Raw genomic sequence first — 14,997 nt, 5'->3', positions numbered from 1 at the left:
CCCCACATGCCAGGGTGGGGCAGGGCAGCCGCCCGGCCTGCGGAGCGGCACGGCGCTGGCGCTCCATCCGGTGACACCCATCACGAACGCGTAGTCCTCGCCTTTGTGCATGCCGCTGTGTCCGCACACCCTCACCAGTTCGGTCCGCGCACCGTGATCACAGTGTGGCCCTTCGATGACGGCCACTACACCCACAGGCAACCGGTCTTGTGCCTGCCCAGGGGTGAGCAGGCACAAGCGCTCAGGATGCCGTCACCCGCCAGGTCGGATGACAGACAGGCGACCCAGCCGACCCGTGGCCACGGCAGCAGCTTCACGCCCGGCGGTCTGAGCACGCTAAAAAACCGCCTCTCTCACCTGACTCACCATCACGAAAGTCAGCATCGAGTCAGCATCAAACCTGCCAGACCAGACCGGGCTTCACACCGGTGAACCTACACATGATCGAAGGGCAGTGAAAGATCGATCTGACCTGCAAGTTTGGCGCCCTGCCCGGGGAGAACACAGGCGGCCCTCCTGCCAAGAGCAGGCAGGTGTAATCCATGTCCCCACAATTTCCTAATTAGGAATTGGCGAGATCCCAAACATCATTCTCGCCTCTCGCGAAAGGGTTCAACTCGAAGAGCACTGGACCCTGTCGGTGAATCGGCAACCTCTCCGGGATTTCCATTCGGCACAAAGCAGGGAATAGCTCACGCTGAGAGGTCAGCAAAATGTCAGCATCATCCCGCAGCGATCTTGATCGTGCTGGCAGGGGCTGCTCAGTGGCTGAGTGAGGCGCGCTCTGAGCTTGGGAATCACCGGGCGCTTAGTCGCTTCTAAGCCTCTGAACTGCGTAAACGCGGTCCATGTGGAGGGTTGGGGTGGGCCGGGAGGCACCCGCATCGACCGGGGTTCACCGCCCGTCAGGGCACGCGGAGGGCACGTACTGCCGGAAGCCAGCACCCGTTCCGCGAGGCGCTAGATGCGCGCGAACCTCTCGGGCTGTTCGGCGAACTCCTTGGCCACGGCCGGGCTGACCGTGGCGTGGGTGCTGCGGATCGTGTCCAGGTAGTCGTCCGTGGCGGGGCGGGTCCGGGCACCGGTGTCGATGGTGCGCTCGAACGCGGACTGCGAGACGGTGCGTGCGGCGTGGCCGATGTCGGCCGGGGTGAAGCCCTCGCTGGCGGAGACGAGTGCCGAGACATCGGCCTGTGCGCCCGCGCGGGTCAGGAAGCTCTCCCACAGCGCGGCCCTGGCCTGCTGGTCGGGTGGGCCGAGGGGGACGACGTAGTCGAAGCGGCCGTGGCGCAGGAAGGCCGGGTCCAAGGTAGTGACGTTGTTGGTGGCGCAGACGAGCAGTCTGCCGTCCCGGCTGCGGAAGCGGACGATCGCCTTGAGCAGCTCGTTGACGATGCCGACCGCGGTCGCGTCCGCGCCGATGCGTTCGCCGGCCGCCTCTTCCACCTCGTCGATGAAGACCAGGGCATGGTCGAGCTGGGAGATCTCGTCGAAGCGTCGGTTCAGACCGGTGGCCAGTCCGTATTCGGCGGCGAGGCGGGCGGGGAACAGGTCCAGGAAGGGCCATCCCAGACGGTCGGCGATCGCGTGCGCGAAGGTGCTCTTGCCGGTCCCGGGCGGACCGAAGAGCATGACGGCGCGTGGTGGCGTGTTCAGCGGCCAGTTGGGGATGGGCCAGCGGCAGCACCAGGCGGCGCTCGATGAGCCGCTTCTCGTGTTCCATCCCGGCGACCTGCTGCCACAGGCCGCCCGGCGGCAGCTCCGCTCCCAGCGACGACAGCAGGCTGATCATCTGGGGTCTCACAGGTGCGCGTTTTTCGAAGAAGACCAGGCCGGAGCGGGCTTCGAAGGCGCAGTTGCGCAGGGCGGTCACGCCGGTCTCCCCGTCAGAAAGGACCGCGTGCACCGTGCGGACACCACCCGTGAACAGCCGTTGCTCCAGCGCGGTGAGCAGAGCGTTGCCCAGCCCCTGCTGTCGCCAGGAGGGCAGCACGCAGATACGGAGGATCCAGGCCCGGTCGCCTTCCACATGGCTCACTGCGGCCCCCACCATGACCTCGTCGGCCATGGCCACCACGGCCGGATGGGGGGCCTGGAGGGCGGCGACGACGTCCGAGAGGTGGAACAGGGGGGCTTCCCCGGTCGTGCCGCTCTCCGCGTCGACGCGGATCACCGCTTCGAGGTCGTCCCCGGAGTAGTCCCTGACAAGCCAGCTCGTCATGAGTCGGCTCCGAGTGCTGGAGGTACTTCCATCATCCGGTGCCCAGCCCGCCGTGACGACCGCGCGGGAGGCCCTGCACGGCGGCACCCGGCCTCCCGTGCGGGCACCCTGACCCCTCAGCGGCGCTCCGGTGATCGTCCGTGGCGTCGTGCGGCCCGGTCAGCCGCGCCACTCGATCAGGAGGAGAGTCGCATCGTCCGTGGTGATTCCGCCCCGTTCCCGCATGAGGGTGTGGGAGAGGGAGCGGACCGCCGTCCGCACTTCGGTCCCGGTGCGCGCGATGCGGTCCACCCAGTCGATGAGCTGTTGTTCGCCGAACTCCTCCCCGCCGGTTACGTGCTCCTCGATCAACCCGTCCGTGAAGCACAGGACGCGGTCGCCCGGCTCCAGGGCGAGCTCGCTGATCCGGGGTTCCTGGCCACCGAATCCGACCGGCAGGGTGGTCGGGCTGTGGAGCCGCCGGATGGCGTGCTGTCCGCGGATGAGCAGGGGCGCGGGATGGCCCACGTTGACCCACTGTAGGTGCCCGGTTGCCGTGTTGAGCCGCATCATCTGGGCGGTCACGAAGTGGTCGGGGCCGAACTGGTCGGCGATCGCCCGGTCCATGAACGCGTAGATCTCGGAGATTCCGATGCTGATGCGCCGGGCGTGCCGGTAGGCGCCGATAGCCACCGTGGCCATTGTGGCGGCGTCCAGACCGTGGCCCATCGCGTCGACCACGGCCACGTGCAGGATGTCGCCGTTGAGGGCGTAGTCGAAGCTGTCGCCCGCGACGTCGTACGCGGGCTCCAGCATCCCGGCCACCGCGACCCGGGGCACGGACATCGCCAGTGGTGGCAGGACCGACCACTGGATCTCCGCGGCGACGCTCATCGGTTCCCTGCGCCGGACCCGGAAGAACAAATCGGTGTATCCGTGCTTGGTCACCAGCATGTCGGCCGTCAAGGCGGCGATCCTGCGCAGCAGCCGCCGGTCGTCGTCGTCGACGCTGTCCAGGGTGACGGCCATGACGCCCACGTGGTCCCCGCCGTCCAGCAGCGGCAGGTGGACCCGCACACCGTCGGCCTGCCCCACCTCGACGCGACGCCCCTCCAGAAAGGCCCGGCCGGCGTCGGAACCGTCGATCGGATGCGGCTCACCGGCCATCAGCCCCTCGCCCGGCACCGGCACCAGCAGCAGCTGTCCGTAGTCCTGCAGAAGGATCGCGATCTCGCGGCCGCCGAGCCGGCCCACCTGTTCCGCGATCAGCGGACCGAGCAGATGCGGCGGCGACTCATGCCCCCGGTCCAGCAAGGTCCCCAGAAGTTGTTCCCCGAATCCTTCCGACGGGCCCAGGCCCCCTGTCCGGGGTCGGCGTTCACCTCCTGCCATCGCCGGCCCTTTGCCGGCAGCCTGCAGGGGTGGTGCCCGCGGTGGCGCGGGCCATACGAGGTCGGACGTTCTCAGGAATCCTCTTGAATGATGTGCGCACATGAACTCCCGGCACGGCAGTGATCGATGAGAGCAGCGTGCAGCGGTTGTCGGTTCTGCCTGATCCATTGCTCCGCAGGCGGCATGTCACTTCCCGGATCTCTTGGACGTGGGCCGGAAGGCGCCTGCCGCAAAAGGGTCTCTGGAGAGCGAGAGCGGGAAAATCGCGGGGGATCTATCGTCAAGGTATGAGCGTGTTCATCAAGCTGGTGGAGAACCGGCCTCCCAAGGAATACGCGGAGCTGGTGGCTGCAGATGTCTCGTACGACGACATCACCGAAGGTGAGTCGCCCGCCACGTACGAGTACGACCTGCTTCCGAGCGGTGCATTGCGGATCCTCAGGGTGACCAAGGGCGAAGCCGCTGTCGTCGATTCGATCTACGCTCCGGGGCTCTGGTTCCGTGTCCAGGGGCAGTGGCACGGTAATGCGGAATAGCAAGCACCACCCTGCCGGTGGCCCGACGCTGCCGGCTGCCGAGCCCGGTCGTCGGTGCTTGAGCTCCGAGCGGAATGTGCTCACGCTTTGCGTCAGCCTGCGGAATCACGTCGGAAATACCTGCAGGTGTACCGTGGGTTGTGGGTTGCGCACTCTCACGTGTTGCGCCTGAAAGGACGGCCCCGGCGGTTTCACCGGGGCCGTTTCGAGGTTCACACCGAGCGTGCCGGCACGGTCACACGGGCGCCGTGGCCGCCCTCGGAGTCCCGGACCGCTTCTCGGGTCTGGTCGGCTTCCGTCACGATCCGATGTGACGACCTCTCATGCGTTGCAGGGGGTGAAGCGACGAGGCTTTTTGCGGCCGCATACGGTCGCCGCAGCGCAGGGCATGTGACGCACGCCGCAGGAAGTGGATCTCGATATTCGGGACGACGTGGCGTCAAAGGCCCTGCGGAAGCCTTGCGCCGGCCAACTCGGTACGGCAATCGGTCCGTTATGGCACGCGAATGGCACGCGACCCAAAAATGGTCTAGGCAACAAACAAGCCCCAGGCCGCTGACCTAGGGCTTCTGCATGGAGCGGGTGACGGGAATCGAAGCCGCGCTCTGAGCGTGGGAATCAGGGGGCTTTCGGGTGCCATACGCCGTCCTGACCAGCGAAGATGCCGCACCGGCAGGCGGTGTCCCGCCGTATGCCTAGCCCCTGTTGACCGTTGTTTACCGCCCTATCTGGCACGACACTGGCACGGTGGGCGACACAGCTCTCGAATCGGCGGTTCGATGCAGGGACTTGGATCGGTGCGTACTGCGGGCACTGCAGCGGTTGGTACGCGGATTGCTTGCGCGAAGTGACCCACCCGCTTCGCGCATTGGCATTCACGGAATCAGGGGTCGACCGAGCCTGCCACGTGCACCGACCATCGCCGACGGCGGCTACCAGGGCACGGGACTGCTCATTCCGCACCGCAGACGCCGAGGTCAGCAGCGCCTGAGCCCGCAACAGGAAGCGGAAAACGCCGTGCACCGCCGGGCCCGAGTGGAACATGCCCTGTCCCGGCTGAAGAGCTGGAAGGTCCTGCGGGACTGCCGTCTCAAGGGCAACGGCGTCCACCAGGCCATGCTCGGCGTCGCCCGACTGCACAACCTCGCCCTCACGAGATAAGGCACACCCCATACGGGACAATCTCTAGCAAAATGAATCAGTGCTGTGCGATCAGTCGCGCGTCCTGAGCAGGTTCGAGTGCCGGGTGTCGTTGGAATACTTCTGCCTCGGCGCGTTCGTCGGGGCCGGGTGGGGCATTGGGAAGAGCGTGGTTCAGGCTTCGATGACGAGCCGCTCGATCAGGTTGTTGCGGAGTGTGAACTGGTAGCGCAGGTCAACGGTCCCGCCGGGGAAGTTGCCTTCGAGGTGGTGTGTGGCGATGTAGTGGGTCGTGTCGATCTGCTGGGCGCTGGTGAGATTGATGGTGTACGTGAACTCGGTGGCGGAGCGGCTCAGCCACCGCTCGATTGCGGTGGCGCCTTGGTATGTCTTGCCGTCGTCGGTCACGGTGGCATCATCGGTGAAGGTGGTGACCGCGGTGGCGGTGTCGTGGGCGCGGTGGGCCTTGAGGTAGCGGGTGATCGTCTCGGGCAGTGTGTGCGGGGCGATGGTGCGGGGCTGTTGTTCAGGCATGACGGTCCTGTGGGTGGTGAGGGGGTCAGACGGTGGGTGTGGTGCCGCCGTCGATGACGTGCTCGGCGCCGACGATGGACGAGGCACGGTCGGAGACGAGGAAGGCGATGAGCTCGGCGACTTCCTCGGGCCGGTTGGGGCGCCCGAGGGGAATGCCGCCGAGGGAGTCCATGAGCTGGCCCAGCGCCGCCTCCCGGGTGACGCCGGCTTCGCTTGCGATCCGGGCGACCAGATTGTCGGCGGCAGTGGTCTGGATGAAGCCTGGTGAGACGGTGTTGACGCGGACGCCGTGCGGGGCGACCTCGTTGGCCAGCCCCTTGCTGTAGGTGGTCAGTGCCGCTTTGGCGGCCGCATAGGCCAGGGTGCCGTTCCACAGCGGCATACGGCGCTGGATCGAGGTGACGTGCACGATCACGCCCTTGCCGCTGGCGATCATGCCGGGGAGCAGGCCGCGGTCCAGGCGGACGGCGGCCAACAGGTTCGTATTCAGCTCCCGGGTCCAGTCGTCCTCGCGCAGCGCCGCGAACCCTCCGGCCGGCGCCTCGGAGCCGCCAAGGGTGTGGACCAGGATGTCGACACCTCTCCAGCGCGCGTCCACCTCGGCGATCACGTGGGCGGCGCCTTCAATGGTGGACAGATCGGCGGCGATGAACGTCTCCTCCTCAACATCGTCGGGGCGGCTGCGGGAGGTGACGAGGACGCTCGCGCCGGACTCGGTGAGGCGCCGGGCGATGGCCGCTCCGGTGCCCTTGGTGCCGCCGGTGACCAGGACGCGGCGGCCTTCGAGGGATTCGCTGAGGGTGGTGGTCATGGAGCCTCTCCGTTCCCGGGGGGCATATGAGACGCCGCTCCCCTTGTTGCTGCTAAAATAGAAGCCACTAGCTTCGACTTTAGCAGTAACTGGGAGGGTGATCACGGTGGCGAGCCGGATCAGACTGGAGGACCGGGAATGCCCGCTGTCCACGACGGTGGAGCACGTCGGCGAGTGGTGGACGCTGCTGATCCTCCATGACGCCTTCGACGGCTACACCCGCTTCGACCATTTCCAGGAGAATCTGGGCATCTCCTCCAGCATGCTCACCACTCGGCTGAAGACCCTCGTCGCAGCCGGACTGCTGGAGCGCCGGCCCTACCAGAGCAACCCCGTCCGTCACGAGTACGTCCTCACCGAGCTGGGACGTTCCCTGCGCCCGGTGATCCTCGCCCTGGCCGCGTGGGGCAACTCCCGCCTCGCGCCGCATGAGCGCAGCATGATCCTCGTTGATGCGCACAGCGGCGAAGAGGTCGAACCCGTGGTCGTCGACGCCAAGACCGGCCGCCGACTTGACGACGGCAACGCGTACGTTTTCACCGCAGGACCCGCCGCCAGTGACGCCATGCGGGCCCGCTACACCCCCACTGCCTGAATGCAACCGAATCTTCCGGGGCAACCGGCGCCCTGGCTGTGAAGCGACGGACAAGGTCTGCGTGGACTGCCACAGCCCGTCCAGTCGACTACCGTCGCTGGGATCGCGGGCTGAGCCGAGGCGTCATACGGCCGTGCGTCCTCCGTCGACGGGCAGGACCGCGCCTTGTACGAAGCTCGCCGCGTCGCCGGCCAGGTACGCGATCGCCTCTGCGATCTCCATCGCGGTGGCGGGCCGTCCGGCGGGCGCCTGGGAGGCCAGGGCCTGGAGGTCCTCTGCCATGCCGGCCGTGGTCTCCGTCCGGGTCGGGCCAGGCTGCACGGCGTTGACCCGAACCCCGCGCGGACCGTACTCGGCAGCCCATGCCTTGGTCAGCAGGTTCAGCGCCGCCTTGCTCGACCCGTACAGCGCCATTCCAGAGGCGCCGAGCTCGGCGGCCATGGTGCTGACGTTGACGATCGCTCCGCTGCCGCGCTCGGCCATCGCCGGCGCCAGTTCCGCCCCCAGGAAAAACAGAGCCTTCACATTCAGTGCATAGACAGCGTCGACGTCACTCTCGCGTGTCTGCTCCGTCGGCCCGAACGGATAGATGCCCGCATTGTTGACCAAGATGTCGACCCGGCCACCGCCGATGCGTCGGGCTTCACGGGCCAGCCGCCGGACTGCCTCGGCGTCCCGCAGATCGGCGGCCACGAAGTCCGCCTTGCCGCGTCGCCCCCGGATCACGTCGACCACGCCGTCACCGCGGGTACGGTCGCGGCCCGCGACCAGCACATGCGCGCCCCGCTCGGCGAGCACTGAGGCGGTCGCCGCGCCAATGCCGCTGGTCGCCCCGGTCACCAGGGCAATGCGTCCTTCCAGGTCTGCGGAAGTCATGTTCACAGCCTTCATTCCTCGGATTGGCTCTGCTTATCGATCATCTCTCGCGTGTCATGCCATATCGCGCAACTTCTAAGCACCAGGCATGGGCCGCATCTGAATTCCGTGCCGCTTGCCGATCTCGATGAGGCGATCAATGTCCGGTGGCGCGTCCGACTGGGGTGGCAGCTCCCGTCGCCGGGCTGGTTCACCCGCCTCGGCGAAGAATTTTTCGATACCGCCCGGCGTGTAGGTGGTCAGGAGCCGCACCGTGCTGGTGGGCTCAAACCGCTCCAATGTGCCCTCAGGGATATGGATAAAGGACCCGGGACGGCATTCGACCGTCGCGTCGCTGATGTGGTAATGCAGCGTCCCGTCGATGACGTAGACGCTCTCGGTTCCGGGGTTTCATGGGTGGACGTCCCAGGTGTTCCCACGGCTGGGCCGGCGGAAGGCCCCCAACGGGGTGCGCGGGCCGCAGCGTCACGTGTGAGCGGCGCTTCTGTGTGGTCCACCGCAGTCCGGTTTTGCCTGGTCAGCGGATGTCTGCCATGACGCGGGGTCCAGCACCGGACGGCCTGTGGGGCCGTGTCCGCTCCATCGCTCATGCAGGGCGGACGGCTGGCCTCGCAATTCGGCGCCGTGGCCGATGAGCAGCCGCATCCGAGCTGCCCCCTGAGCCTTTTCCAACCTCGCTTTGAGGCGTTGGGGTGGAGGGTGAGGACCGGCTGGACGAGGCCGGTGATGCGGGTGGTGCCGCACGGCACAGGAAGGGACGCTGTCCCGGAGCGCCGTCAGCGCGCGCGGCGCCTCAGGCAGTGGCCCAGGAGGACTGTTCCCGCCCCCGCGATCAACGAGGCGGCGGCGATGCCGGCGATTTCGGTCTCCGCCCGTGCGGAACCGGTGGCGGCCAGCGCAGACCGGGCGGAATCAGCCGCCGTGGCGGCTTGGAGGACGAGGTCGGTGACCGCTTCGGGGTGGGCCATCATGGCCACGTGGGAGGAGTCGATCTCCACCGTGTGTGAACCCGCGCGTTTCGCCTCGAAGCGTTCCTGGTCGGGGTTGATGGTCTTGTCTTGCTTCGCGACGAGGAACCACGACGGGATGTGCTTCCAGGCCGCCACCTTGGCCTTCTGCGAGAACGCGGTCGTCGCCGCGGGCCGCTGGGTCACCGCCAGGACCCTGGTGGTGCTCTGCGGCAGGTCGGCGGCGAAGACCTGATGGAGTCTGTCGGGCTTGAGGTACAGGTCGGTGCCGCTGACGCCGCCGGCCCGGTAGGGAACGGACTTCGTGGCGGTGCCGAGTTCGCTGGGGAACCTGGCGGCCAGGGACATGCCGCTCTCGCCCACGTCGGGCATCAGTGCCGATACGTACACCAGCGACTTGACCCGGGGGTTGCCCGCGGCGGCCGAGCTGATCAGGGCGCCGCCGTACGAGTGGCCCACCAGCACGATCGGGCCCTTGATGCTGTCCAGGACCGAGGCGATGTAGGTGGAATCGTTGTACAGCCCGCGCAGCGGGTTGGCGGGAGCAATGACGGTATAGCCACGGCGTTCGAGCCGTTCGACGACCCCGTTCCAGCTGGAGGCGTCCGCGAACGCCCCGTGCACCAGCACGATGGTGGGTTTGGTCGTGGTCGTGCCGCCGTCCGCGGCGGCAGGGGCCGCCACGGTCGTGCACAGGGCTATGCCGCACGCAGCTGCCATGATGTGTATGCGACGTATTCGGCGCCGTGAGCCGAGTACCGGAAATGCTGTCATGAGACTCTCTCTTTCCGTCAGACCTACGGCACCCGAGTGTTCAGGTATCCGCACCGGCAAGCGCGGCCACGTCCTCTAACCGGGTCACAAACGTGGGCCATGGGAGTGAACGTCAGAGTCAATGGGTGTTCAGAACCTACGTCGTGAGCCGTGTGTATTCCGATGACCGCTCAGTGCGTGCGCAGAGCACTGACTCGACGGGCTTTCCGTAGTGGAAACCGTGCCACTAACTGTGCGAACTTCCGTTCCGCCTAGGGGAGCAAGCCGCTCACTGGATCAGGTCGCCATCAGCTCTGCGCCATCGGCCATCGCGTTCCGTGAACACGGCCCGCCAGAGGTTGTTCTGATGTGAGGGCAGCCAGCGACCTTTCCCACCCTGACTGGTGACGTGCTGAGTTGGTGTGAGCGCTGGGCGCGGGAAGAGGTGAGGCTCCTGGTAGATGGGGGGCGACCAAGAGCAACCTGTCCGCCCGGAGATTCGCGTGCTTGTCTACCCATCGGGGATCGATCTGTCCAGCTCAGCACTTCGGTTCCTGTCCGGCCTGCTACGCGCCCGGCGTCTGGAGCGCGGCATCCGGTGGCGCCGACTCCCCGCTGACCGGCAGGCCCTGCGGGTACTGGCCCACCTGCGGTGCGGTCACACCTACGCCCAACTGGCAGCCGGTTTCGGCATCGGGATCGCCACGGTCTACCGGTACGTGGCCGAGGCCATCGAGCTCCTGGCGGCCCTGGCACCGGATCTGACCACCGCTGTCCACACGGCGGCGCGGAAGGCGTATCTGATCCTCGACGGCACGCTGCTGCCCATCGACCGCATCGCCGTCGACCGGCCGTACTACTCCGGCAAGCACAAGAAGCACAGCATGAACGTCCAGGTCCTTGTCGATCCATTCGGGAACCTGTTGTGGGCCTCACCTGCGCTGCCCGGCGCAGTACACGACATCCGAGCCGCTCGCACCCACGGCATCATCGACGCCTTGGCCCAGTCAGGCGTGCGCTGCTGAGCCGACAAGGGCTACCAAGGCGCCGGAGGCACCGTGCGGGTTCCCTACCGCGGTCGCTGGAACAAGCTGTCCGCAGGTCAGCAGGCCGCCAACATCTCCCACGCCAAGATCCGTGCGCTCGGTGAACAGGCCATGGCCACACTCAAAACCTGGAGGCTCCTGCGCAAGCTGCGATGCCAGCGCCACCCGCATCACCAGCCTCGTCCAGGCGGTCCTCACCCTCCACCCCAACGCCTCAAAGTGAGGTTGGAAAAGGCTCATTGCATTGTTCAGCGAGATGGCCGGAGCCCTGCTTCTGTCACGCGCCGTCGCCGATGCCGACCCCGCCCTTGCCGACGAAACCCTCGACAGCGCACGCACCGACCTGCACAGCCGCACCGGTGCCGCGTAGGGCCGTGAACCGCCGACCGACGCGGCGAGGCCACCCCACACGCCGGTGGGATCGAGTGTTGGTGATCGCGGTCGAGGTGGGCTGGTTCAGTCTGGGATGGCAGCGTCGACCAGGGCGGCGGCTACGGTGCGGGCGGCTGTTTCGGCGCTGGGGTCGCGGTCCAGCCAGGCGCTGATCCCGGCGCCGTCGTAGAGCAGTACCAGTTGCTGGGCGAGTGATTTCGCGTCCTTGGCGCCTGCCTGCTGGGCGAGGCCGAAGAAGAGTTCGCGCAGCCAGGTGCGGTAGTCGTTCGCGGCCTGTTCGACGACGCCGCCGGGTGGGGCGTCGGCACTCGCGCTGATGAACGCGCAGCCACGGAAGCCCGGCTCGATGAACGAGAGCCCCTGCACCTCGAACACGCCGACCAGGCGCTCCTTCGGGGTTTCGTAGCGCGCTTCGAGCTCGCGTGTCATGTGCTCGACGGTCGCGGCATGCCGTGCCTGCAGGTAGGCGCGGACCAGGCCGTCCTTGCTGCCGAAGGCGCTGTACAGCGTTGCCTTGGCAACTCCGGCGTGCTGGATGACCCGGTCGATGCCGACCGACTGGACTCCCTCGGCGTAGAACAGCTCGTCGGCGGCGGCCAGCAGCCGCGCCCGCGCCGCCGCACTGCGTTCTCGTGGTGAGAGCACTTTCTCAGACATAGCCACAAGGTAGCAGACAGGTCTGTCTGTCTTCAATCGGTTGCCTGCAACCGTTGACATATCCAGACGGGTCTGTCTAGGTTGGAGTTGTTGCTAGACAGACCGGTCTGGATGATAGTTCGGAAAGGTGCATCCCATGTCTGTGGAGCGCGAAGACAACCTCGGCCTGCATCCCCTCACTGCTCTGGTCACCGGGGCCACCTCCGGTATCGGCCGGGCGGTCGCCAAGCGGCTCGCCGCCGACGGAATGTCCGTCGTGGTGACCGGCCGCAATGCCCAGCGCGGCGCCGAGACCGTCAAGGAGATCACCGCGGCCGGCGGCGAGGCCCGGTTCATCGAGGCGGACCTGGAGGATCCGGCCGGTGTCGACCAGCTGGCCGCGGAGGTCGGCGAAGTCGACGTCCTGGTCAACAACGCCGGGCAAGCCGTCTGGGCACCGACCGAGGAGATGAAGGTCTCCGACTACGACGCGATGTTCGCCGGCAACGTCCGCGCACCGTTCTTCCTCGTGGCCGCGTTCGCCCCGGCGATGGCGACGAAGGGATCGGGCAGTGTGGTCAACATCGGCAGCATGGCGGGCAGCCTCGGTCTGGCCACCGGCGCCGCCTACGGCGCGACCAAGGCCGCACTGGCGTCACTGACACGAGGATGGACGGCCGAGTACAGCGGCCGCGGCGTCCGTTTCAACACCGTCGCCCCCGGTCCGGTCTACACCCGGCCCGAGGCCCGCGACCTGTTCGACGCGCTCGCCGAGACCACCGCGATGAAGCGAGCCGCCCAGCCCGCCGAGGTCGCCGAGGCTGTCGCATTCCTCGTCTCGCCTAAGGCCGGCTACATCACCGGCGCGACCATCGCCGTCGACGGCGGCCGCACCGCCATCTGAACCTGCCTCCCATAAGAGGACAACACTCGTGAGCAACATCGTGTACGGCCTGAGCGTCGACACCGCCGACGCCGAGAAGCTCGCCCGCTTCTGGGCCGAGGTACTCGGGAGGGACGTCGCCTCAGGCGCGAGCCCCGAATTCGCCACACTCGACCCGGACGGGGCCGCCCCTCGCCTGAGCTTCCACCGGGTCCCCGAGCCGAAGTCGGTGAAGAACCGGCTGCACCTCGACCTCATCAGCCCCGCCTTCGAGGCAGAGTCACAGCGGCTGCTCGCGCTCGGCGCGTCCCGGATCCGCGACGTGACGCAGAGCTCCGCCCGCTGGACGACGTTCGCCGACCCCGAAGGCAACGAATTCGACCTCATCGCCGGATGAGAACGGAACCAGCCGTGCAGTACGCACCGGACCCGGCGAACACATTTGCCAACAGGGCACTTGCCTGTCCCGCAGCGCGGGGCACCGCTGGGCGCATCGCGTTCTCCCCGACCGGCTCGCGTCGGCCACCGTATGCCGCGGACGCCCCGGCAGAAGGCCGGATCAGGCGAGAAACCCACGGGGCCCGGCTACCGGATCCCCCATGACTCATACATGAAAGGTCACAGCCATGAACAGGCTGGACGGCAAGGTCACCCTCGTCACCGGCGGCAGCAGCGGGATCGGATTCGCGATCGCGCAGAGGTTCGTGGAGGAGGGCGCCTACGTGTTCATCACCGGGCGTCGCCAGCCCGAACTGGACAAGGCGAAGGACGAGATAGGTAGGAACGTCACGGCAGTTCAGGGCGACGTCACTGTCCCCGCCGACCTCGGCCGGCTCTTCCAGACCATCGAGAAGCAGAAGGGTAAGCTCAACGTCGTCGTTGCCAACTCGGGTCTGGTCGACCCGCAGGAGTTCGGCCAGATCACCGAAGAGAGCTTCGACCGCACCTTCAACCTCAACGCCCGCGGCACCCTCTTCACCGCCCAAAATGCGCTGCCACTGATGAAAGACGGCGGCTCGGTCATCCTCGTCGGATCGATCGCCGCCTACACCGGCCACGACGGGTACACCACCTACAGCGCCACCAAAGCCGCCGTGCGCTCCTACGCCCGCACCTGGACCAGGGAACTCAAGGACCGCGGCATCCGTGTCAACACCCTCAGCCCCGGCCCGATCGACACCCCGATCATGGACAGCCAAGCACACTCCAAGGAAGGCGCGGACGCGATCAGAGCAGCCTTCGCTTCCGCCATTCCCCTCGGGCGCATGGGACGCCCCGAGGAAGTCGCCGCAGCCGCCCTCTTCCTCGCATCCGACGAGAGCAGCTTCTGTGCAGGCATGGACCTGAGCGTCGACGGCGGCATGGCTCAAGTCTGAGGTTGGACTCCGGCAATCCGGGGAGTCTCGGCTCCTCCCGCGAGTTCAATGAAACCACCCCACCACGCACTGTGGCTGACGCCATGTACTGCGCCACGGGAGGCCACTCGGCGAGGCGTCAGCGTACGCAAAGGCAGGGTCGATCCCCGCGTTGCGGCTGTGCTCGCTGTTCGTCGGATCTGCCGGAGAGAAGCATTCCGGCATCACCTGGAGGGAGAACTCTCATGGGACAGACCGTGGAAGAGAGGAACAAGGAGATCGTCCGGGAGGCGTTCGACACACTCTTCAACAAGCGGGATTACGCAGCGGCCGAGAAGTTCTGGTCCCCGGACTACACACAGCACAGTGCACACATCGAGCCCGGCCGAGATGGTCTGTTCGATCTGGTCAAGATCCTGCCGGACGAGCTACGGCACGAAGTCGACTTCATCATGGCGGAAGGCGACATGGTGGTGGTCCGCGGGCGGTTCTCCGGGCACGCTCAACCGGTGCCCTGGATCGCCGCGGACTTCGTCCGCATGGAGGATGGGCTGCTCAGGGAGCACTGGGACATCATCGAGGACGAGGCATCCCGCGCGAACTCACTGAGTGGACTGCCGATGTACGGCGACACGTTCCCCGAGGAGCGCTGGCCGAAGCAATGAGCATCTACCTTCGATCAGTCGCCGAGGGACCAGGCGCGGCGGCGTGGCGGAGCCGTAAGCGAACTGGCCCTTTCGCCCCACCCGTGCTGTTCGCCACGCCCGCTTCGAACTCGCACCACCACAGAGGGACATCCGCGCCGTCTTGAGTAAGGCCGCGTTCGGCGATCTCTGCAGCAAACTCGCCGGAAAGAAGGGAGCACGGCACGTTCCTGCG

The 14,997-nt window shown here is 67.0% G+C and carries 14 protein-coding genes and 3 pseudogenes; 9 read left to right on the top strand and 8 right to left on the bottom strand.

Translation table 11 applies throughout. The features are described from left to right. Window positions 1-960 precede the first annotated feature (960 nt). The 3 genes and pseudogenes from IG62_RS48570 to IG62_RS0111785 form a co-directional block, all read right to left on the bottom strand. Window positions 961-1,632, bottom strand: coding sequence for an ATP-binding protein (locus IG62_RS48570; RefSeq protein ID WP_234326426.1), 672 nt, complete (start codon window positions 1,630-1,632; stop codon window positions 961-963). A gap of 325 nt (window positions 1,633-1,957) precedes the next feature. Next, window positions 1,958-2,053, bottom strand: a pseudogene (locus tag IG62_RS48565) (hypothetical protein); the annotation flags it as partial. Window positions 2,054-2,380: 327 nt separating this feature from the next. After that, window positions 2,381-3,592 (bottom strand): PP2C family protein-serine/threonine phosphatase, encoded by a 1,212-nt coding sequence (locus IG62_RS0111785; RefSeq protein WP_051797948.1) that lies wholly within the window; start codon window positions 3,590-3,592, stop codon window positions 2,381-2,383. Window positions 3,593-3,879: 287 nt separating this feature from the next. Between IG62_RS0111785 and IG62_RS0111780 the strand changes: the two genes are divergently transcribed. Both IG62_RS0111780 and IG62_RS41735 read left to right on the top strand, forming a co-directional pair. Next, on the top strand, window positions 3,880-4,128 hold the full coding sequence (locus IG62_RS0111780) for a hypothetical protein (protein WP_030800736.1): 249 nt from the start codon (window positions 3,880-3,882) through the stop codon (window positions 4,126-4,128). A gap of 915 nt (window positions 4,129-5,043) precedes the next feature. Next, a pseudogene (locus tag IG62_RS41735) lies at window positions 5,044-5,289 on the top strand (transposase); the annotation flags it as partial. Between the two features lie 153 nt (window positions 5,290-5,442). Here the strand turns inward: IG62_RS41735 and IG62_RS0111770 are convergent. Together IG62_RS0111770 and IG62_RS0111765 are read right to left on the bottom strand one after the other, a co-directional pair. Continuing rightward, complete coding sequence (locus IG62_RS0111770; RefSeq protein WP_030800733.1) at window positions 5,443-5,802, bottom strand: nuclear transport factor 2 family protein; 360 nt, start codon at window positions 5,800-5,802, stop codon at window positions 5,443-5,445. A gap of 25 nt (window positions 5,803-5,827) precedes the next feature. Continuing rightward, window positions 5,828-6,613: an SDR family oxidoreductase gene (locus IG62_RS0111765; protein ID WP_030800730.1), complete on the bottom strand. Its 786-nt coding sequence runs from the start codon at window positions 6,611-6,613 to the stop codon at window positions 5,828-5,830. A 106-nt stretch (window positions 6,614-6,719) separates the two neighbouring features. Here IG62_RS0111765 and IG62_RS0111760 point away from each other — a divergent pair, with 106 nt between their 5' ends. Beyond that, window positions 6,720-7,208: a winged helix-turn-helix transcriptional regulator gene (locus IG62_RS0111760; RefSeq protein WP_199812457.1), complete on the top strand. Its 489-nt coding sequence runs from the start codon at window positions 6,720-6,722 to the stop codon at window positions 7,206-7,208. A 123-nt stretch (window positions 7,209-7,331) separates the two neighbouring features. Here the strand turns inward: IG62_RS0111760 and IG62_RS0111755 are convergent, their stop codons facing one another. Continuing rightward, entirely contained in the window at window positions 7,332-8,084 is a 753-nt protein-coding gene (locus tag IG62_RS0111755) for an SDR family NAD(P)-dependent oxidoreductase (RefSeq protein ID WP_030800727.1), read from the bottom strand. A 776-nt stretch (window positions 8,085-8,860) separates the two neighbouring features. Further along, window positions 8,861-9,772, bottom strand: coding sequence for an alpha/beta fold hydrolase (locus tag IG62_RS0111750; RefSeq protein WP_234326424.1), 912 nt, complete (start codon window positions 9,770-9,772; stop codon window positions 8,861-8,863). A 536-nt stretch (window positions 9,773-10,308) separates the two neighbouring features. Here IG62_RS0111750 and IG62_RS41730 point away from each other — a divergent pair. Beyond that, a pseudogene (locus IG62_RS41730) lies at window positions 10,309-11,074 on the top strand (transposase family protein). Window positions 11,075-11,095: 21 nt separating this feature from the next. Further along, the gene (locus IG62_RS49505; protein ID WP_267887869.1) at window positions 11,096-11,221 is read left to right on the top strand and encodes a hypothetical protein; all 126 of its coding nucleotides are present in this window, start codon (window positions 11,096-11,098) and stop codon (window positions 11,219-11,221) included. A gap of 86 nt (window positions 11,222-11,307) precedes the next feature. Here the strand turns inward: IG62_RS49505 and IG62_RS0111735 are convergent, their stop codons facing one another. Next, entirely contained in the window at window positions 11,308-11,901 is a 594-nt protein-coding gene (locus IG62_RS0111735; RefSeq protein ID WP_051797946.1) for a TetR/AcrR family transcriptional regulator, read from the bottom strand. Window positions 11,902-12,037: 136 nt separating this feature from the next. Between IG62_RS0111735 and IG62_RS0111730 the strand changes: the two genes are divergently transcribed. The 4 genes from IG62_RS0111730 to IG62_RS0111715 all read left to right on the top strand — a co-directional run bounded on the left by IG62_RS0111730 (window position 12,038) and on the right by IG62_RS0111715 (window position 14,783). Beyond that, window positions 12,038-12,784, top strand: a complete 747-nt coding sequence (locus IG62_RS0111730; protein WP_051797944.1) for an SDR family NAD(P)-dependent oxidoreductase — start codon at window positions 12,038-12,040, stop codon at window positions 12,782-12,784. A 28-nt stretch (window positions 12,785-12,812) separates the two neighbouring features. Beyond that, entirely contained in the window at window positions 12,813-13,160 is a 348-nt protein-coding gene (locus IG62_RS0111725; RefSeq protein WP_030800716.1) for a VOC family protein, read from the top strand. A 229-nt stretch (window positions 13,161-13,389) separates the two neighbouring features. Next, window positions 13,390-14,139, top strand: coding sequence for an SDR family NAD(P)-dependent oxidoreductase (locus IG62_RS0111720; protein ID WP_030800714.1), 750 nt, complete (start codon window positions 13,390-13,392; stop codon window positions 14,137-14,139). A gap of 224 nt (window positions 14,140-14,363) precedes the next feature. Next, on the top strand, window positions 14,364-14,783 hold the full coding sequence (locus tag IG62_RS0111715; RefSeq protein WP_030800712.1) for a nuclear transport factor 2 family protein: 420 nt from the start codon (window positions 14,364-14,366) through the stop codon (window positions 14,781-14,783). The last annotated feature ends 214 nt before the right edge of the window (window positions 14,784-14,997 follow it).

The organism is Streptomyces sp. NRRL S-337, assembly GCF_000720175.1.
GTDB classification, from domain to species: Bacteria; Actinomycetota; Actinomycetes; order Streptomycetales; family Streptomycetaceae; genus Streptomyces; species Streptomyces siderophoricus.
This window is presented reverse-complemented; position numbering and strand designations above follow the sequence as displayed.